At 43.4% G+C, this 20,439-nt stretch carries 17 protein-coding genes and 1 other annotated feature; of the genes, 6 read left to right on the top strand and 11 right to left on the bottom strand.

The features are described 5' to 3' along the window. Positions 1 to 374 precede the first annotated feature (374 nt). The 3 genes from AM500_RS23835 to AM500_RS23825 all read left to right on the top strand — a co-directional run bounded on the left by AM500_RS23835 (position 375) and on the right by AM500_RS23825 (position 3,277). The gene (locus AM500_RS23835; protein ID WP_231688082.1) at positions 375 to 1,751 is read left to right on the top strand and encodes an amino acid permease; all 1,377 of its coding nucleotides are present in this window, start codon (positions 375 to 377) and stop codon (positions 1,749 to 1,751) included. Positions 1,752 to 1,922: 171 nt separating this feature from the next. Beyond that, entirely contained in the window at positions 1,923 to 2,801 is an 879-nt protein-coding gene (locus AM500_RS23830; RefSeq protein ID WP_197282644.1) for a hypothetical protein, read from the top strand. Beyond that, the gene (locus AM500_RS23825) at positions 2,798 to 3,277 is read left to right on the top strand and encodes a flavodoxin domain-containing protein (protein ID WP_053601444.1); all 480 of its coding nucleotides are present in this window, start codon (positions 2,798 to 2,800) and stop codon (positions 3,275 to 3,277) included. Before AM500_RS23830 ends, AM500_RS23825 begins: the two co-directional genes overlap by 4 nt. Positions 3,278 to 3,322: 45 nt before the next feature. Here AM500_RS23825 and brnQ read toward each other — a convergent pair whose 3' ends face one another. The 6 genes from brnQ to trhA all read right to left on the bottom strand — a co-directional run bounded on the left by brnQ (position 3,323) and on the right by trhA (position 8,347). Continuing rightward, positions 3,323 to 4,651 (bottom strand): branched-chain amino acid transport system II carrier protein, encoded by a 1,329-nt coding sequence (brnQ, locus tag AM500_RS23820; protein ID WP_053601443.1) that lies wholly within the window; start codon positions 4,649 to 4,651, stop codon positions 3,323 to 3,325. 93 nt (positions 4,652 to 4,744) lie between these two features. After that, positions 4,745 to 4,992: a binding site (T-box leader), on the bottom strand. Positions 4,993 to 5,350: 358 nt separating this feature from the next. After that, complete coding sequence (locus AM500_RS25695) at positions 5,351 to 5,674, bottom strand: hypothetical protein (protein WP_053601442.1); 324 nt, start codon at positions 5,672 to 5,674, stop codon at positions 5,351 to 5,353. Then, complete coding sequence (locus AM500_RS26470) at positions 5,635 to 5,733, bottom strand: nucleotidyltransferase family protein (RefSeq protein WP_082347363.1); 99 nt, start codon at positions 5,731 to 5,733, stop codon at positions 5,635 to 5,637. The genes AM500_RS25695 and AM500_RS26470 overlap by 40 nt, the downstream gene beginning before the upstream one ends. Positions 5,734 to 5,800: 67 nt before the next feature. After that, positions 5,801 to 7,114: an ammonium transporter gene (locus AM500_RS23810; RefSeq protein WP_053601863.1), complete on the bottom strand. Its 1,314-nt coding sequence runs from the start codon at positions 7,112 to 7,114 to the stop codon at positions 5,801 to 5,803. A gap of 102 nt (positions 7,115 to 7,216) precedes the next feature. Continuing rightward, entirely contained in the window at positions 7,217 to 7,546 is a 330-nt protein-coding gene (locus AM500_RS23805) for a MerR family transcriptional regulator (protein ID WP_053601441.1), read from the bottom strand. Between the two features lie 153 nt (positions 7,547 to 7,699). After that, the gene (gene trhA, locus AM500_RS23800; protein WP_053601440.1) at positions 7,700 to 8,347 is read right to left on the bottom strand and encodes a PAQR family membrane homeostasis protein TrhA; all 648 of its coding nucleotides are present in this window, start codon (positions 8,345 to 8,347) and stop codon (positions 7,700 to 7,702) included. Positions 8,348 to 8,513: 166 nt separating this feature from the next. Between trhA and AM500_RS23795 the strand changes: the two genes are divergently transcribed. Beyond that, a complete protein-coding gene (locus AM500_RS23795; RefSeq protein WP_053601439.1) occupies positions 8,514 to 9,089 on the top strand; it encodes a DUF1836 domain-containing protein in 576 nt (191 codons plus the stop codon). 56 nt (positions 9,090 to 9,145) lie between these two features. On the opposite strand, the gene AM500_RS23790 is transcribed toward AM500_RS23795, so the two are convergent. From AM500_RS23790 to AM500_RS23780, 3 genes are all read right to left on the bottom strand, one after another. Continuing rightward, positions 9,146 to 10,786: a PAS domain-containing sensor histidine kinase gene (locus AM500_RS23790; protein WP_053601438.1), complete on the bottom strand. Its 1,641-nt coding sequence runs from the start codon at positions 10,784 to 10,786 to the stop codon at positions 9,146 to 9,148. A 283-nt stretch (positions 10,787 to 11,069) separates the two neighbouring features. Further along, complete coding sequence (locus tag AM500_RS23785) at positions 11,070 to 12,656, bottom strand: glycosyl hydrolase family 28-related protein (protein WP_053601437.1); 1,587 nt, start codon at positions 12,654 to 12,656, stop codon at positions 11,070 to 11,072. A 398-nt stretch (positions 12,657 to 13,054) separates the two neighbouring features. Further along, positions 13,055 to 13,411, bottom strand: coding sequence for a hypothetical protein (locus tag AM500_RS23780; RefSeq protein WP_053601436.1), 357 nt, complete (start codon positions 13,409 to 13,411; stop codon positions 13,055 to 13,057). A gap of 362 nt (positions 13,412 to 13,773) precedes the next feature. Here AM500_RS23780 and AM500_RS23775 point away from each other — a divergent pair, with 362 nt between their 5' ends. Continuing rightward, positions 13,774 to 16,494, top strand: coding sequence for a tetratricopeptide repeat protein (locus AM500_RS23775; protein ID WP_053601435.1), 2,721 nt, complete (start codon positions 13,774 to 13,776; stop codon positions 16,492 to 16,494). A gap of 126 nt (positions 16,495 to 16,620) precedes the next feature. Then, entirely contained in the window at positions 16,621 to 17,991 is a 1,371-nt protein-coding gene (locus AM500_RS23770; protein WP_082347362.1) for a TrkH family potassium uptake protein, read from the top strand. Positions 17,992 to 18,221: 230 nt separating this feature from the next. Here AM500_RS23770 and AM500_RS23765 read toward each other — a convergent pair whose 3' ends face one another. After that, positions 18,222 to 19,019, bottom strand: coding sequence for a formate/nitrite transporter family protein (locus AM500_RS23765; RefSeq protein ID WP_053601433.1), 798 nt, complete (start codon positions 19,017 to 19,019; stop codon positions 18,222 to 18,224). Between the two features lie 183 nt (positions 19,020 to 19,202). Continuing rightward, entirely contained in the window at positions 19,203 to 20,402 is a 1,200-nt protein-coding gene (locus tag AM500_RS23760; protein WP_053601432.1) for an MFS transporter, read from the bottom strand. Between the last annotated feature and the right edge of the window lie 37 nt (positions 20,403 to 20,439).

The raw sequence follows: 20,439 nt of genomic DNA, 5'->3' as shown, positions 1-20,439 counted from the left end.
GTTCCGAACATTGTATGCGCCCGTTCCATGATCAGTTGCATTGTCGTTCCCATTATTGTTGCAGGCAGCAAGGCCGAATACAAGAAGTGCGGCCATTGCTAGACCTATTGTTTTCTTTATCAAACGAATAGCCCCCTTTGATTTAAATGTGACACCCCTTTAGTTTCCGGCTTTCATGCTTAAGTATGAATGGTAATAACCTGAACAGTTGGAAGTCTTATATATTTAACAGAAAATTGCAATTCCCAGAATGACACATTTTTTCGAGAAAAGCGGGTAAAAGAATAGGCAAAATACTCATTTTAAGATATGATAACAAAATGATGTTTTAGCGCATAAAAGCGTAAAAGTATAAGTGTTTAGGGGTGCAACAAATGGATGAAACAACAAACATGAATAGCCCTTCAAACCCACCCGGGAAAAATGAGGATCAATTGAAGCGAGGATTAAGTAATCGCCATATTCAGTTGATTGCTCTTGGCGGGGCGATTGGAGTTGGACTTTTCTACGGATCCAGCTCGACAATAGAACTAGGCGGCCCCGCCATCCTGCTATCCTATGCTGTGGGTGGTTTGGTTATCTTTCTGATTATGAGAGCACTGGGGGAAATGGCTATTGCCAATCCTGTTTCAGGCTCATTTAGTGAATATGCTAACAAGTATCTAGGGAGGTTTGCCGGCTACGTTACCGGCTGGACGTACTGGTTCAATTGGGTTGTTGTCGGGATGGCCGAAATTACGGTTGTCGGCGCCTACATCCAGTATTGGTTCCCTGACATTCCATCTTGGGTGACTGCTCTGGTTGTGCTGGCGCTAATGACCGCCATTAATTTAATCAATGTAAAAGCATTTGGAGAATTTGAATTCTGGTTTGCCATGATTAAGGTCCTTGCTATTATCGGCTTAATCGTAGCCGGGCTCGGCATTATCTTGTTTGGTTTTGGTAATGGGGGAAATCCAGTTGGTTTCGATAATCTCTGGGCCCATGGAGGCTTCATGCCCGAAGGTCTAACGGGAGTTGTTCTTTCTCTTGTCATGGTCATGTTCTCATTCGGAGGAATTGAATTGATCGGGCTGACAGCGGGTGAAGCAGAGAATCCGAAGAAGACCATTCCATCAGCTATCAATAACGTTATCTGGAGGATTTTGATTTTTTACATTGGCGCGCTAGGTGTCATCATGACCCTGTATCCATGGAACAAAATTGGTACAGAAGGCAGCCCGTTTGTGCTTATTTTTGATAAAATCGGCATGCCTGCCGCGGCGGATGTCATAAACTTTGTTGTCCTGACGGCCGCTCTTTCGGCGTTCAACAGCGGCATGTATGGGACAGGCAGAATGCTATTCAGCCTTGCGGACCAAGGAAATGGCCCGAAGTTTTTCGGAAAGCTCAATAAACATGGCATTCCGGCAAGAGGAATCTTATTCACGTCAGCGATTCTTCTTATCGCTGTGTACTTGAATTACGTTGTGCCAGAGAAAGTCTTCTCCTACATTATGTCGATTGCGACAATTGCTGCGGTGACAAGTTGGACAATCATTCTCTTGACGCATATAAAATTCCGTAAGTTAACAGGCGGCAGCAAGCTCTTCAGGATGCCTTTCCATCCGGCATCATCTTATCTCGCGCTCGCACTGCTAGCTGTTGTTGTCATTTCAATGGGCTTTATTGAGGGAACTTCTGTGGCCTTGCTGGTTGCACCTATTTGGTTTGCGATTATGGCGGCTGGCTATTTTATAGTGAAAAAATAACTCAAAAATAACTCATCTATTTAAGTCCTTGTGAAGGTTCCTTTCTGGAACCTTTGCAAGGACTTTTTTATTGCGCGATACTCTTCACCGAATTGACAAACTCTTCTGTAAACAATTAAAGCCAATCAGCTAGAATGATGGTGAATGTATATATAAATGGGGTGTAAAGTGATGAAAGGTAACCGTCTGATTGCATGGTTGACTATCTTTATTATTTTGTTAGCTGCTCTTGCTTCAGCCTGGGGAATATTTTCAAGTGAAGGTGCGGGGCCTCATCCGTATAAAACCGTATCCGGTGAGATAATTGATCTTTATGGAAAAGGTTTGTACAAACATGATTCTGTTTCGGGGGCAGAACAGGAGATTGCCCAAGATATTGTCACACTTGTTCTGGGAATCCCGCTTTTGATTGTTTCCCTTTTTCTTTCGAATAAGGGGCTTTTGAAGGGAAGGCTGTTACTTGCAGGCACCCTTGGCTATTTTCTTTACACCTATGCTTCGTACTCCTTTCTTTCGGCTTATAATCCATTCTTCCTCATCTATGTACTTCTTATGTCTACAAGCTTCTTTGCTTTTACTCTAATATTGACTTCCTTCAACACCAACGCACTGGCCGCGCGTTTTAAGGAAACGATGCCGGTTCGGTTTTTAGGCGGTGTATTGATTTTTCTGGGGATTGCAATCGGATTGATGTGGTTTGGCAGGATTGTACCCTCACTGACTCGGAAGGTGGTACCGGTAGGACTTGACCATTACACCACCCTCGTCATCCAGGCACTTGACCTGGGTTTTGTGGTTCCTATCGGAATAGTTGCAGGATGGATGTTACTGAAACGAAGACCGGCAGGATATTTGCTTGGACCTATAATTATTATTAAAGTTTTGACACTGTCGACCGCTGTTACAGCGATGGCTGTTAGGATGTTTTTAGCTGGAGTGACAACCAGCCTTGCTGAGACGGGCATATTTGCTGTGATTACTTTGTTGATTGCGTTTTGCTTGTATCTTGTCCTTTACAATGTAAAGGAAGTGGAAGGTGATTTCGTGTGAAAACATTGATCCTTTATGAATCAAAACATGGAACAGTGGCCCATGCAGCATCGATTCTTGCTGAGAGTCTTAATGGGGAAGTGGTCGCTGTGAAGCTATCAGATGATAATATTCCCCCTTTGGCCGGCTTTGATGCAGTAATTCTGGGCGGATCCATTTACTTTGGAAAAATCCAAAAGACGATGTCCCGTTACATTGTTAAGAACAGGCAAGAGCTTCTGAGAAAAAAGCTTGGCTTATTCATTTGTGGGGCGCATCCAGACCAGAAGGAGCGGGAAAAGGAGCTTCAGCAGGCGTATCCGAAAGAGCTGATGATACAAGCGGCAGCTGCTGATATTTTAGGCTATCAGATCCATATCCAAGAGCTTAACCTCCTTGAGGCTATTATTGTCAAATCAATCTTAGGACTGAAGGAAGATAAAGATGGACTCGATAGGGGAAAAATTGAGGCTTTTGCACGAAAGATGAACAAATAAGAGAAAAGGCTGGCACCTTTATAGGGAGCCAGCCTTGTTGCTTTCTTATGAAGTTTTCAGGTTTTGCGGCAAAGTGGCCGGTTCTTTTTTTCCGCTAAAGGCTAGGCCAATCAAAGCGCCAACAATAGCTGGAACAACCCAGTCCATACCAGCTGATGCAAAAGGCAATGCATTCCTAAAAGTCACCAGTGGGCCAAGGTCAAGGCCGAATGTGGTAAGCCCGCTAATAGCCGCGAACACGCCAGTTAGTAACATCGATGTTCCGTACACCATGCGTGGATTCCGGAAATAACGATGGAAGAAGCTTAGTGTAACAAGGACAATAGTTAACGGATAAGCAGTAACCAAAAATGGTACTGATACCTTCAGAATTTGTGCAAGACCTGCATTGGAAAGGATGAATCCAATCAAGGTGATAGCTGTAACGACAGCTTTGTAGCTTGCCTTTGGAATAACCTTAGAGAAATACTCACCACAGGCCGAAGTTAGACCGACAACTGTTGTGAAGCAGGCTAGGGTGAAGATCAAACCGAGAAGTGCTGTTCCTGGTTTGCCCAAAATTAGAGTCGAGGCGGTAGCGAGAAGCTCAGCACCTGATTCGAATGGACCGCTCTCGCCCATTCTCGCGCCTACCCAACCAATCGATACATATACCAGAGCAAGCAATGAACCTGCAATGACTGCAGCTTTCATCAAATAGCTAGTAAGCTGCTTTTCGTCTTTCACACCATGCTGTTTGACAGCAGTGATGATTACAATCCCGAAGGTAAGGGAAGCTAGAGCATCCATTGTGTTATACCCTTCAAGGAAGCCTTTGAAAAATGCCCCGGTATCATAGCCGCCAGATGGAGCAAGAAGGGAACCATCGAGCTTGACGAAGCCTACTACACAAAGGACGACGATGGATACAAGCAATACGGGAGTGATCCAGCGACCCATATATTTTTGCATCTTGTCTTGGTTTAATGCAGTGAAAAAGGCAACAAGGAAGAATAATGCCGAGTATACGAATAAAGCGACTGTTTGATTCATTGTATCTGGTGCGAACGGCAAAACGCCCATTTCAAACGCAACGGATGCATTTCGCGGAATCGCAAGGAATGGACCGATAGAAAGATAAACGACTGCAATGAAAACCGCACTGAAGACTGGATGAACACGATTTCCCATTTCTGCTGCACCGCCTTTAACCCGTGCAACTGCAAGGATGACAAGGAGTGGAAGGCCAACAGCGGTAAGTACAAATCCAGCCATCGCAAGCCAGTAGGATGTACCGGAAAGAGCCCCAAGGAAAGGAGGGAAAATTAGATTGCCTGCTCCAAAAAACATAGAAAACAACATAAAGCCAATAAACAACGTGTCAAACTTTTTCATTTCTCTAATTCTCCCTTTCTTTTTAGAAGTAGTGCACTGTGACTGTACACAATGCGGAAATTATTTTGAAAAATAAAAAACCCGCCCCCGTTATACAGGGACGAGTTAATGAACTCGCGTTACCACCCTTATTCCGCAACATCAAAGATGATTGCGGCGCTCAGTCAACGTACAAACATACGTCTTCCTTGTAACGGCGGAAATCCCGTCAAAGCTTACTTTTACTTCAGCTTTGCATCTCGGAGATGATTTTCGGATAGGCACTGGACACCGGCTTTCACCATCTGCCGGCTCTCTGGGGAACAGTCTTCCTAGCTTACTCTTCTCGTCATCAATTTTATTTTTTAAAAATAATTTAAACATAATCTATCAGAGAATTCGGGAAGGTGTCAACATCTTTTTTAGACAATTTGAAAAATTGCTCCTCTTTAAAAATACCTTAGAAGAGGGGGAAAGCTTATTTATCAATCATGTAAGCGCTCCCTATCAGGTTGCATTTTCCAACAAGAAAGCGGACGGAATCATGCACTCATTTTCTTTAGTCGGGTCTAAGGGTAGGAACAAATTGAAAACTTCACTTTAAGGTTGTTTATCTCAATTTTGAAAGCTCTGAGTAGATGTCGTTCAAGATGCTATATCCAGCACCGATTCCCTTTTCAGGGTAATAGGACTAAACCTGGGCTGCCAGCATGGCGTCGCCTAGTGCATGATGTCGGCCTGCTGGCTCAACTCCGCACAACTTGGATATATCCTCAAGTGTAGTTTGCTTGTAGGCAAGATTGAATAGGCAATTAAAAAAGAAGCATCAATAATTCGGTGGTGAAAGGATATTTTTTGCGATTCCCTGGCCGTCTGTTTCATGAAAGCTTGCTCATGCTGTGAATGATGGGTAATCAGGAAGTTGCTTCTGACAAACTTATAAAAATCAACCAGCATATCAGCATGAAGGGGTGGATGTGCTACATCTTCATTCGTAATGCCAGTTAGATTAACAATGACGGCCGGGATGCTTCCTCTGTCCAATATCCAACCTGGTTCTGCAAGCGAGCCAGTGAATGGCACCACATTGGGTTGCTTGCCATAACATTGCCATCACATTTTGGAAAACCACCTCAGTTAAGCCCTCGGTATATGAATCTTTTGGGGTACTCACTCCTGGGAAGCAAAAGTTCCTGTTGCGGCATGTTTTTTTTGATTAAAAATCGCATCTTCCTGCTTCGTTTCGGCTTTCAGAAGCTCTGGATAACCATAGCTTCCATGTTCACTTATATCGAGACCGATAATTTCTTCCTCCTCCGTTACACGCAGGCCTTTCATCGCCAGTTTCATAACGTAAAGTATCGCGAAAGAAACGGCGAAGGCAAATGAGCCAGAGGCGAGAACACCAAGTGCCTGAACGCCAAGCTGTTCAAGGCCTCCACCATATAAGAGGCCGGGTCTGCCGACGCTCGCAAGTTCTTCGGTTGCAAAAAATCCAGTTGAAAGAGTTCCCCAAACTCCTGAAGCCCCATGGACAGAAAGGGCAAAAATGGGATCATCAATTTTTCTGTATTCAAAGAAACGGATGCTATAGAATACAAGAATACCTGCGATAAAGCCAATTACCACTGCTGCCCATGTATCAACGAATGCACACGATGCTGTTATAGCTACAAGTCCAGCCAATGCTCCGTTCAACATCATTGGCACATCAGCTTTGCCGGTGACCACCCAGGAGATTATGAGAGCCGCGACAACACCTGCGGCAGCTGCCAGATTTGTATTGAGTGCAACAAACCCAAAGAACCCGGCATCAACGGAAACCGTGCTGCCTGCATTAAAGCCGAACCAGCCTACCCAAAGGAGGAGGACGCTAAAGGCGGTAAACACCTGATTATGTCCCTCAATGTTATTGGAGGAGCCATCTTTGTTGTACTTTCCAATTCTGGGTTTTAGCAAGATTGTTCCGGCAAGGGCAGCCATTGCACCTGTCAGATGAACAACCGTAGAACCTGCAAAATCCTGCTTGCCGTGTTCGGCAAGCCAGCCCCCGCCCCAAATCCAGTGGGCGATAACAGGGTAAACTAGAATTGAAAAAAGGAGAGCGAAAACAAGATAAACAGATAATTTTGCCCGTTCAGCAAAGCCGCCGAAAGCGATTGTTAATGAAATACCGGCAAAGGCTAGCTGAAATAAAAAGAAAACAGGACCCGAAAGGTTAATGCCTTTAATATCATAACCAGAATAGAAAAAATCCGAAAATCCAACAAATGCATTACCTTCACCAAAAATAAGTCCATAGCCTATCACCCAGAATGCAAGCGAGGAAATACCGAATGTTAAAATTGTTTTTCCGGCAATATGGCCAGCGTTCTTCATCCGGGTTGAACCAGTCTCAAGGAGGATGAAACCGCCAAGCATCAAAATGACCAAAACAGCGCCTACCATAACCCACAAGCTATTGATTAAAAATAATAGATCCATTAAAAAATCTCCCTCCACTTTGATTTCCCTCTTTGTAGAGATATTTTCGCATGGATGGAGATAGGATTCTATAATCATGTTAGAAAACCTAACATATATTTCTTATTGGTTATTTTTTAATCCAAAATGTGCATTAATCTGGCCTTGAATCATTTTCCTGCGTATATTCTTTTCGGAATCCGCTTTCTTTCGTTTTATTTCCTGGCGTATTTCATAAGTTTGCACGCCGTCTTCGATTTTTTCAGCAATTTCTACAAGCAATTCCACATCGGAGAAGGAGTATTTTCGGCTTCCTCCAGAAGTCCGATCCGGAAAAATAAGCTTTCTTTCTTCGTAATAACGAATTTGCCGTTCGGAAAGCCCTGTTAATTCCTTGACCACTCCGATGGAAATAACCTTTTTATCCTTGTAGGAAAACGCTCCAGTCCCCACCCTGACTCCCCCTTGAAGAACTCAAATGTTCTGACTTTAATAATTTAATACATTATATGTTAAGAAACCTAACATGGTCAATGATGATAGGAATAGGGAAGGAAAAATAAGTGAAAAACCCACCCCGTTATCGAAGTGGTTGGTGAAATTTCATTATAAGACAAATAGATAAACGCTCAGGAAGTGGGCTAAACTCCCAAGCAGGATAAAAATGTGGAATATCTCATGAAAGCCCATATGCTTTGTCCGGAGGAATTCAGGCTTCGCACCATAAATGATGCCGCCAATTGTATAAAAAATCCCCCCAAGAATCAGCAGGAATAAACCTGCCCAATGAAGGTTTCCGGATAGTAATGGAGCCACAAATACTACCATCCAGCCGAGAATAATATAAAGGGAGGTCGAAAGCCAGCGCGGGCAGTCGAACCAGACCATTTTGAAAATAATACCGCCAAGTGCTGCTGTGGAAACAATGCCAAAGAGGATCCAACCGGCACGCCCATTTAGAGATATTAGGCAATAAGGGGTATACGTTCCGGCGATTAAAATGAAAATCATGGAATGGTCAAGACGGCGCAAGAATGCAATTACTTTATCTTTCGCGATGACCAAATGGTAAGTAGCGGAAGCGGAATAAAGCAAAATCATGCTAACACCGAAAATGATTACTGCTGTAATGGCAACTCCAGACATTCCAGCGAGTGAAGCCTTGATGACCATTGCTAAAAGCCCGGCAAATGAAAGAAGGGCACCGGCTAAATGGGTAAATCCATTAACAGGTTCGCGAACATAAGTATTCATAAATACACCTCGGTAATTTGTAATGTAGTTTTAATAACTACTTATGATAATACACATATAGCAATATGTAGTCAATGTTTATGAGAAAGGTATTTTCCTGTATACTATAGGCAAAACATTTAAATGATGGAGGTAACAATGAAAGAAATTAATGATGGAGGTAACAATGAAAGAAATTGAGGAATTAGTGGCCAAGCTTGGACTAGATAAACAATTAAGACTAGACGAAATGCCGGGAATAGACTTGTACATGGATCAGGTTATTCAGCTCTTTGAAAACAAATATGCAGATACAAAGCGGAATGAGGATGAAAAGATCCTGACTAAGACTATGATAAACAACTACGCAAAAGGGGATTTGTTCTTTCCTGTAAAAAAGAAAAAATATACCAGGGACCACCTGGTTATGATCAGCATGATTTATCAGCTGAAGGGTGCTCTATCAATCAATGATATTAAAGGTGTGTTAGAGGGCATTAATAATCAGGCAGTACGAGGCGAACTGGATCTAAGCGGTTTTTATTCAATCTACCTCGACCTTTGTGAGACGAACACTGGAGACTTTATGGGTGAATTGGCCAAACGATATGCTGCTGTTAACGATAAATGTGAAACAAACTCTGAAGATATCAATCGAAAAGTTCTGCTGATTGCGTCTCTTGTTCATATGAGCAATATGTACCGGCGTGTTGCCGAAAAGATCGCAGACGAACTATTGGAGAAGAATTCTGGAGAAAAGTAAAAGGACCCGGTATGGTTCCGGGTCCCTCAATACGTCTTGGCTAAACTTGCAGGAGATTATGCTGCAGGGGAGGTTTTTTCGATAGGTAATTCAATTAGCACTTTTGTCCCTTTGTTGATTTCGCTCGAAAATTCCATCTTCCCGCGATGTGATTCAACTATTTTAAAGCTGACGGTTAGGCCAAGTCCGGTTCCTTTTTCCTTAGAGGAATAGAACGGCTGGCCTATTTTCTCAAGTCTATTCTTGGAGATTCCAATTCCTGTATCAGTTATGGTGACAGTTACGGTTCCGTGCCCCGTTCTTGTTGCCCACACTTTTACTTTTCCGCCTGGATGTGAGGCTTCAATTGCGTTTTTGATCACATTGATAAACAATTGTTTAAGCTGGTTTCGCTCGCAATCCAGAAATAATTCCTGCCTTCCGATGGTGTACTCGAGCTGTACATTATAAAAGGCAGCTTCTGTTTCAAGCAATGTGATGACATCGTGCAAAATCAGATATAAATTTGAATGCTGGAATTTTATTTCCTGTGGCTTTGCTAATAAGAGCAGCTCCCCCACAATCGAGTTGATTCGATTGAGTTCGTTTTTCATGATTGCATAGTAGGACTGATGCTTTTCATCCTCGGATTGCAAGAGCTGTACAAACCCAATCAGCGATGTCAGCGGATTCCGTATTTCATGTGCTACACTTGCAGACATTTCTCCGACAACGGAAAGCTTTTCGGAGCGCCGGAGCTGCTCCTCGGTTTCTCTCAACTTGGTAACGTTTTTGCCATATCCAATTAATCCTGTGGTGTTTCCGTTTATGATGATTGGCATCGAGGTGCACTCCACGATAATGGTGGATCCCGTACTCGTAGTTATTTCGAGTTCAATGGTTTGTGGCTCCTTATGAATCACGACCGCTGAAAGATAACGGCCAAGCATTCTTTTATCCGCATTCGGCATCAAATCTAGAATACGTTTACCGATAATATCGGCTGGTTCATAGCCGGTTACTTCCTTAAAGCGTGAATTGACGTTAGTAAACATTCCTGTTAAATCAGTCATGTAAACGATATCCGGGTTATATTCAAACAAGGATTTATACTGCTGCCTGCTATCCTCAAGCAAATTAATGAGCATTCTATTTTCAGTAATATCACGGCCGATAATGACAAGTCCTTTACGTTCTCCATCCGGATAAAACAGGGGTATTTTAATGGTGTCAAATATCCTTTTAACTCCAGAGGGTGTTTCAAGGATTTCTTCAACTCTAGTTATCTTCCGATTGGTCCAGGCTTCTTCATCCGAAATTTCACAATAACGGAGTGCATCGCCATAATCCCTCGAAAATGGTGCCAGTTCTGAATCCTTTTTGCCTCGATAATCTACTCCGGTAAGTTGGAACAACTCAAGTCCATATTCATTAACTTCAATCCATCTTCCTTTTCCATCCTTGAAATTCACGAAATCAACCATCGAGTTGATAAGGGTGGAAAGTTGTTGTTCCCCTAGTCTGGCTCGATTGAGTTCTCTTGTTTTTTTTAAGAGAAGGTAAATAAGAATGCCTATAATTGTTGTTAATAGAGTATCCTTTGCGAGACTAAGCGTCATAACTTGATTTGAAGCCCCGAACAGGGTAAATAGATAGTTTGTTCCGATAATTAGGGCGATGATGGCTATAATGCTAGAAAGGTAAAACTTTTTGTTCATAGGTCCCCCTGTAAAAATTTCCATACCTTTTGTTGGTGTATTCCTTATACTACCATAGGAGAATACCTGAAGGGTATCTATAAATGGGGGGGTATTTAGGGATTTAAATGCGAGTTTTCATGGGAAAATGGAGTTTTCAAGATAAATTTATTTAAGAGAGTTGGGAGAAGAGGGGGGATGCCTGCATCCACCCCTCTTAAGTTAAAGACTTGCCGTTCCGGAAAAACATAACTTGGGTCCAAAGTGTCCAAATCAATTTGCCCAAAGCGCAGGAGCGGACCAGCTATGCCTTTTTTTCATTATGTGATTGGCTGCTTCCGAGCGCAAGTACCCTGCCAATTCTTACTTGGCTAACGCCTTTGCCAATCTGGACAGCTTGTTTAGCGGAATCTCTGACTGTTAGGTTTCGAACCGCTACGGAATCAGCGCAGTTGTCACCCCCGAATACCTTCACATCTGCACAGGCAGTGCGGAAATTACTTACTGAAATATTATCAAGTACAACATTCCGAGACCTGTACTGAATCGCCATCACTGGTTCGCCACCATAGTCATAATCCGGGTCCCCGATTGCGGTAAACTGATTAATTGCTACATTCCGGTATGCGGAAACGACCAGTGCCCGCGGTTTTGAACCCACATACAAATCGGTATGGATTGGTGCGATAGATACAAGGTTTGTCGCACGGATATTAAAAGCTGTTTTAGAAATTGGATCGGTGCTTTTGTGGTGCCCTATATGGCGAAAATTGAAGGAACGGTTATCGTTGACCGATAAGTGGCCGATGATATGGACGTTTGATGCGGCCGAGGAATTATGATGCGCTTTTATTTCAACCCCGCCAAAGCAGCGTGTTGACGAGTTGTTAACGAGCCAAACATTCCTGGATCCGTCATCGGCTTCAAATCCATTTGAATTAGAAAACCCTTTTTTATGCGAGCGTCCGCTTGGATCGCACATATGGCAGTTGGAAATTAGTATATTATCGCTATGATGGGTTGTTACGCCGTCATCCCCGAAGCCGTATCCGTTCAGTCCGTCCAGCCAGATATAGTTGCTTCCTCCTCGTGCCCGGTACCCATCACCGGAATAATTATAAATGGTCGAGGATACATCAAAGCAATGAAGTCCAGGGTTGATTCCCTCCACATCCATTACCCAGCCAAACGTTACATTCGCAAAGAGCAAACAGCTGGAAAAATTATTGCCTGCTGCTGTTTTAGGGATATTCCCCAGCCTTTCAATATTCCAGTCAAGGCTCATGCCTTTAACGAAGATGTTGCGATTTCCTTTCCAATGGGAAGAATTTGTAACTAGCTGTGATGATTTTGGTGCCTTGTCATGGAGTTTAAGAATAGTTTGGCCTTTTCCTTCGCCAATCAGGCAGGTCCAGGATGGAAGGCGAATCTCTTGAGTGACGAATGTTCCTTTTGGTATCCGTACAATTACCCTTCCTTTGCCGATGGCCTTTTTAAATGCTTCTGTGTTATCTGTAACACCATCCCCGACAGCGCCGAAGTCGGAGACATTCACTTCAGTATCAATGACTGACATCAGGTGAGTGTATTCCTCATCGAGAATTGGTTTCCAAGATGGAAAGGCATGTCCATCAGGTCCGACCAGAGTTGTTGATTCATCCGATATGCCAGCTTGCTTTGCGAAAAAAAGGACAGGCATTCGGTTGAAAAATTGTTTCAGCCTAGAAGAAAAAGATTTCTGTCTAATAATATCCCTGACGCCCACACTCATGTTTTCAAAAAGTTTTTCGGTATGCGCAACCGCCTCTGAGATATTCGGGCTTCCTGCTGACAGGTCCGAGATTAATTTTCTGTTTTTTCTAGGGTCATGTTCCTTTCCGAGATAAAGCAACCTTCCACCTCCTCCAATGAATATCCACTTCTATTATTCCCGGCATACAGGGGGATAATCTTTTTTGGTAGCAAGAGAGTTTCTCATTGCTGCTTATGGCACTCACAGAACTAGAAATTACCTCCATTAACGCACGAGAATTTTTGGATGGCTAGTGAGTTAGGAGTTGCTTGTAAAAAAGTGCTGTTTCCTTCTGTGATAACAATATGGAGTCCGTTATTTCTCAGGTACTGCTGGGAGTCTTCGAGTATTCCTCGCTAGGGAGAAAGTAACATATATCATTCTGATGCTGCAATTAAGTATGGTGTTTTAAAATAGTACTTTCATTGTGTGGGGTTTGGGGTATAAATGAAAAATAAATTGAATGCCCAGGCCTAATAATTCAGGCCCGGGTAATATTAAAATTCTCCATCAAATGGGACAAACGGGATGTTGAATCTGTTTTCAAGGGTGCGAAGGCGTTGATTTACGCGCTGAAGGCGGCGTTGGGTCCGATCGAGTTGATTATTCAGCCGGGTAATTTCCCTGGATTGGCGCTCATTTTCACGCTCGATTTGTGTAGCCCGCCTTTCAAGCTGAGTAATCCTTCTCTCAAGCTCTTGCGGACGTTGGCGGTCTGGATCAAATTGCTGCATTTCAAATTCTGTGAACTCCTGAGGCTGCTGGATGAACGTGTCATACTGGTATTGAGGTTGTTGTGATGCGAAAACTGGTTGTTGCTGGATTTGCTGTGGAAAGTAACCATATGGATACATTGGGCATTTCTCCTTTGTTTGTAATGGGCAAAGTCCCTATACTCTATGTTGGTAAGTCACTTTTGACACGGCATCCGCCCATTCATAAGTCAGAGAAAGTGGGTTTGCATCAGTTTCCTTAACAATGCTAATGAGTCGGATTTTTCGAAGTTGGAAAGGCCGCCCGTGATTACTGATGGCTGTTTAGTTTCTTTCTAACATTTGAGGACGGGCAGAAAGACTTACTTAATTTCGTACTTCTATTAGGCAGAAATGAGTACTCTATTGCGAACTCTGTTAGAATAGGGTTGAAGAGTACAAAAATAGTTAAATAAGTAATCAGAACAAACTAAAACGACGCACGTATTCAGGGGGCAGCGGTTATGAATCTTGAAAAAATGCTGATTGAAAAGATGTATTATGAACGCTTGATGGAAGGGCATGAAGGGGGCTACCCCGCAGCTGTACTGGCAGAAGCGTTTCTCGCCGCAATTCAGAAGGGGGAAGCTGGGCTTCCGGAAATTCGATTTGCTCAGGGGGAAGTATACTTTTCATTCCGTGACTATGAATCTGCCATTTTTAAATGGGAGGGTATAGATGGGGCACTTGGGCAATGGGCTATAAAAAATACAGGCGATGCTTATTATGAACTTGGGCAGCTCGCTAAAGCAGAGGACTTTTACAAGTCGGTTAGTTCCGAGAACCGGACCTTACGGGCGGAAGTGGCGCTCCAGCTTTTCTCGCTTTACATTGAAAGAGGAAAAGAAGATGCAGCTTCCCAAACTATTAAGGGATTAATTGAGGAAAACCCAGATTATCCGGATGCCACCATCCTGGCACGAAAGTTTTTTGAGGGCAGAGAGGATTGGGATAGTGCAACGGAATTGGCTGTTGATGAAACGGTGAGAATTAAGTCGGCGGATTGGGCTGGTGTCCTTACTGGATATGTTGAACGAGGAGTAACTGTAAACCGGGAACCATCCTATTTCAAACATGTCTTGAAAACCCTTTATGAAGTTGATCAAAAGCAGTTTGGTCTGCTTGCGGTTGAACTCTGGAGGAGTTACAAGGGACGAGAAAGCTATTTTTCCTGGATTACAGGCTGGGATCAGCTGCTTGGAGAATTAGAAGATGTTCCGTCTGGTATTTGGCCTGAGTTATCGATTCTTTACAAAGAGGCTTATCTCGATTTCACGACTTCGGGGAATTATTCAATTTCATCACTTGCTCCAATCATGCCGCCGCTATTAAGCAACTGGCTTGCGATAGCAGATCCGACCACGCTGGGGCTGGCTGCCTCGGCACTGCTTGCCTGGAGTGGGAAGTTCCCAGCGGGTATATCACAGAATTCGATAGAAACAGCAGAAAAGGCATTGACTTATTCCAGCCGGACAGAGAATGATTTTGCTGAAGGTCTGGCCCTTCTCTCTGAAATAGCTTCATGGGCACAATCACGAGGTTTAAAGATTGGTCCGAGACTTGAATGGATTGCAGGGGAGCTTGCTAATTTCAGGACCAGGCATATCGTGACAGCTGGCATGGAAGGGAGCGGAAAAGCTTGGGCACTCCGTATGATTCTGGGGGAATCATATCCAGAAGAAGCCGGTGGCTCCCGCAAGACATTCGCTTTTCACTATCAGGACGAAGCAGCAATTGGTCTTGTGACAGATGAGGGAATTGTTAAAGGGGATGTACTTGAAGAAGTAGAAGAGGAAAATTCAAGTAATGGGATATTTACATTTTCAATGCCGATTCCATTTCTCCGGGATTCTGGGCTTTCACTTATTGACCTGCCTGAGTTTTCAGGTGAGGATGTAGGATTCGAGGATTTGGAGTATATACATTTGGCAGATAGCCTTTTCTTTGCGGTAGATTCAGCGGCTTTGCTGACAACACCGGAACGGATTGCGCTTGCTCGTATCCGGGAGCAGGCACCAGGACTTCCAGTCCATTTCTTGCTTACTCAACAAGGTGAACCTGACCCGAATGAGTTCGAACAAGCGGCTATGGTGCTGAAAAACTCCTTTCCGGAATCCGAAGTCATTAAAGTGGGCCCGGCTCCGAACAAGGATAGGCTTTTTGAGAGCATAGTTAAGGCGGCCGTCATAGGAACTCCGGAACGAAGCATTCTCGGCAACCGGACAGATAAATTGCTGCTTCTGATTAGAAAAACGCTTGACCATCTTCTGTTACAAAGAATGGAACAGGAAACAGGTATACAGGAGATTATAGAGAATCGGGAGCAAATGTCAGCCAAATTGACAGGAGCAATGAACCAGTTGGATGACATTGAAGCGGAAAGGATTGAAAAGGTCCGGAAATCTTACCGTCAAATCATTGATGAAGCAAAAGCTGAAGCGCTGGTTGACATTCCGGCACTGCTTAAGGGGTCGGCTGACTTTTTAAAGGAAACGAGTGATTTCCGCACCGTTCATTTTGAGATGAATGATGAAATGAACAGAAGATTGAATGTTTATTTGAATGATACACTTTTGCCGAAGTTAAGGTCCTCGCTAGCTGGCTGGATTGAAGAAATCGGCGGGGAATTGGATGTTATTCAGGAATTTTTTGATGAAATGAGTGAAAGCTTCAATTCGCTTTACGGAAACAATTGGATTAAGCTGGATTGCGATTTCAGGATACTCGAGGATTGGAAACGGGATATTGACAGGATGGGAACCAGATATCAACTTGATAAGGTAAATGTGCTGCTGCGCCGGACCCCATCGCAAATTCTTTTAAAGGGCGCGGGTAAATTGTTGGGAGCATTGCCTCAAAATAATGCCATGCTTTATAACCGTTATAAAGCATTTGTTGAAGGCGAGGATTATACCGATGCGGCAAGGCAAGTCAATAGCAGGTTCTTCTTACAATTTGACATGTTTGAAAAAGCAATTGGCAATGATATTTCGCTGTTCTTTAAGAACCCGCGTACCGTCCTTGCAGAAACTCTCTCGGACACGGAAGATAAATTGGCCGACAGCAGAGGGTTGGCAGCTGACATGAAGAAGAATCCCGAAAAATTCCATGACCCTATGTCATTGTTCACTATCAGGTTAAGGCAGCTTGAGTGGCTTGACATGACAGGGGAAAAATTATTTTAAACCCAACATCACCCTCCTATTTAGGGGAGGTGATGTTTTTTTGTGAAAAAGGGTATATAGTGATATCATCTGAAGATGGAAATGTAAGTTTCATTTCATTTCATTTCAAAAAAAATCCTATGTCACATGCAAGAGGTTTTTATGAAAACAAAATTTGATCAAGTAACCGACAGACTTTCATCTGTGCAAATTATTGTTCTTTATTATTTGACTGCGATTATTATCTCAACCTTTTTGCTATTAATGCCGATTACCTTGAAGGACTCAGCGGAGCTTTCTTTTATTGATGCTCTTTTTACAGCAGTCAGTGCTGTCAGTGTGACTGGGCTGGCAACTGTTCCAATCCATGAGGTATTAAGCTATCCGGGAACATTTATCCTTGCCCTCATCCTGCAAGTTGGCGGAATCGGAGTCATGACGCTCGGAACCTTTATTTGGCTGATTCTCGGTAAAAAAATTGGCTTGAGGGAACGGATGCTGATCATGGCAGACCAGAATCAGTCCGCGCTTTCTGGAATAGTGTATCTCATGCGTGAAATCCTACTTTTATTCTTTGCGGTCGAAATTATTGGCTCGATAGTCCTTGGGGTTCACTTTCTCGACTACTTCCCAACTTGGCAGGAAGCCTTCAGGCAGGGTTTCTTTGCGTCTGTAAGTGCGACGACAAATGCGGGTTTTGATATTACAGGACAGTCATTGATTCCTTTTGCAAATGATTATTTTGTTCAGATAGTTAATATGCTTCTGATAGTTGTCGGGGCGATAGGGTTCCCTGTTTTGCTTGAATTCAGGGAATACTTGAGACATAGAGGCAGGTTCCCGTTCAGGTTTACCCTTTTTACAAAAATTGCGGTTACAACCTTTGCGGCTTTGCTCGTTTTCGGTACCTTGTTTATTTATTTGTTTGAATTCAATCATCTGTATAAGGACATGACCTGGCATGAGGCGTTTTTTTACTCTGCTTTCCATTCATCAACAACCAGGAGTGCAGGTCTTGCTACAATTGATATTAATCAATTTTCTTCGCCGACCCATCTGCTTCTTAGTTTGCTTATGTTTATTGGGGCATCCCCAAGCAGTGTTGGCGGGGGGATTCGGACAACAACCTTTGCAATAGCAATTTTGGCAATTATCTCTTATGCAAAAGGGCAAACGAATATTAAAGTGTTCAAACGGGAAGTTATGCCAGAAGACGTTGTGAAGTCATTTATCGTTATCATGACTGCTTTCCTGATTTGCGGCTTGTCCGTCATATTGCTCTCTTTTATAGAACCAGCCTTTTCCTTGAAGCAAATATTGTTTGAAGTGTCATCAGCTTTTGGAACGACGGGGCTTTCGCTCGGTATTACACCTGAGCTGAGTACTGCTGGAAAATGGATCATCATGATCCTTATGTTTATCGGCAGGATTGGAATCTTTTCGTTCTTGTTTATTGTGAGAGGGAAACCGAAGAAAGAGAAGTTCCATTATGCGAAGGAACGAATTATTATCGGATAGGTTTAGGGGCCTTGTGACAAGCGAAAACCGCCTCGCGACAGGCAAAGGTCGCCTGTCTCTGCGATGATTATTCACGGGAGCTGTCCTTTGTGTCCCTGCGATGATTATTCTGGGAAGCATTCCATTGTGTCCTTGCGGTGGTTAAACTCGGAAACTTTCCTGGTGGAGCTGGATTTCGCAGATAACTAAAACTGCTTGTGTTAAAAAAGGCAGAGACCTCGTGGCTCTGCCTATTTTTCTTCTTCCTCGTATTCTTGGATGAAGGGTTTATTTACATAGTAATACATCGCAGCCATAAAAATGGCACCGCCAATCAAATTGCCAATTGTAACTGGGATTAGGTTATGGAAAACTCCATCCCATGAAATTGTGCCAGGATGATTGAGGACGAGTGCAATTGCAAATGTGCACATATTCGCGATGCTGTGTTCATATCCAGAAATAAAGAAGCAAAAGACAAACAACATCATTGTGAATAATTTGGGTCCATCGCCTTTTAAAGTGGTTGGGATGAAGAAGGCAAGACAAACGAGCCAGTTACAAAGAATTCCCCGGAAAAACAGTTCATCTGTGGGGACGTGCATTTTTTTCTCAACAACGTCAAGTAAATATTGATTGACGGAGGAATCGGCAAAAAGTCCGGTAGACCAAATAAGAAATGCAAACGCCGCGGCGCCAAGAATATTCCCGGCATAGCTGGTAACCCATAGCTTAAGGACATCGAGCCATGCCATCTTTCTGCGAAGGGCGGCATATGTATAATAAAAGGTGTTGCCTGTAAATAAATCACCGCCGCCATAAGCGATCAGGATAATGGCTGCTCCGAATGTGAGTGCGGCCATCGGATAGGTTAGTGGAGAGTTTTCCATGTAGAAGTAATTCCCTGTTTTAAACGCAACGATGACGCCGAAGCCGATGAACATGCTGGCGAGCATGGCCCTAAGCAAGTAATGATTTATACTTTGGTTATAGATTTTAAGTTTTTTCTGTGCTAGATTTTCAATTTCAATTAAAGGTTTAACTTCCAAAACTTGCACCCTCCCAAACTTAGTGTCCCTATTTTCTGTTGGTGAGCAAATTATATGTATTTGGACATTTTACCCTCCAGTCTTATAGGTAAACTGAGAAGTAATGAAAAAACCGGCGGCCCAAAGCTTATGGCCGCCGGTTCAGTTTTTAACTGTACGAGAAAAATTTATCAGGGGAATATATTAATGTACCTCGTTTTTTGAGTGATGCATTTTTCTTGTGACCACAAGCAAGGTGAACCCGCTTAGGAGAAGAAGGATGCTTGTTACAAGGAATACTGAAGGGAAGCCGTAGCTAGCCGCAAGGAAGCCGCCCAGAATTGGTCCTATAATGTTTCCGAGGAAACGGAGGCTTTGGTTATAGCCCAAAACTTCACCTTGGATAGACACGGGAGCTTCCTGGCGGATATAAGCCATTCTCACTGGGATAATCCCTCCGATGGTAACACCTAGGCCAAAGCGGATTAAAATTAGCTGCCAGACCTCGGTTACAAACATACCAGGAATATACAGGACTCCTCCGGCGAGCAGAAGAAAGATCAGGATTTTTATATACCCTATTTTGTCGGCTAGTTCGCCCCATTTCCTTGCCATAAATAAATTGCCGAAGCCTGCTGCCGAAAAGGCTAGACCTGAAAAGAAAGCGAGATTTTCGGGCCCGTGAATGTCACTGACAAAAAGGGCAAGAATAGGCTGGATGCTGAATAAGGCAATTTGGATGAGCATTGAAATAAACAGGACAGCGGTAAGCGCCGGATTCCTTATGATGAGCTGCACAACGTCAAGGCGGCTATAATTAATTTTTTCATCAAACTTTATATCAACCCTGAATTCTTTCACCATTGTAATTAAAAGGACCGAAATGAGAATGATTGCCGACGTACCTCTAAAGGTATCAGCATAGCCAATAGAGTCGGCAAGAAAACCGCCGATCATGGGGCCGAGCAGTGTACCGGTGATGTTTCCGGTTTGTAAGGTGCCCAACACTTTTCCTGCTATTTCCTTTGGTGTCTGTGTTGAGATAAAGGCCTGGGTGATTGGAATGCTTCCGGCAAAAAAACCCATGAATAAGCGGAGTGCAAGAAGCTGCCAAACAGTGGTTACCATGCCCATTAAAAAGAGGGAAAGAGACATTCCCAAACCAAGCATCAAAAGAATTCTTTTTCGCCCAAACCTGTCGCCGAGCCGGCCTAATACAGGAGAAAACAAGAATGCAGTCACAAATGTGGCCGCGAAAGTTATCCCCGACCAGTGCTGTACATATTCCTCGGAAGAAACTCCGAAGCTCTCAATATAAAGAGAAATGAAAGGCATGACCATGGTCAGGCTCCCGCCAATAAAGAAATTGGAAAACCACATGATGGCCAAATTCCGTTTTAACATAGAATGCTCTTTCAAGCTCATCACTTCTTTCGTGACC

Source organism: Bacillus sp. FJAT-18017, from assembly GCF_001278805.1.
In the GTDB taxonomy this organism is placed as follows: domain Bacteria; phylum Bacillota; class Bacilli; order Bacillales; family Cytobacillaceae; genus Bacillus_D.
The sequence above is the reverse complement of the archived record's forward strand: the minus strand, read 5'-3'. Positions and strand labels throughout refer to the sequence as shown.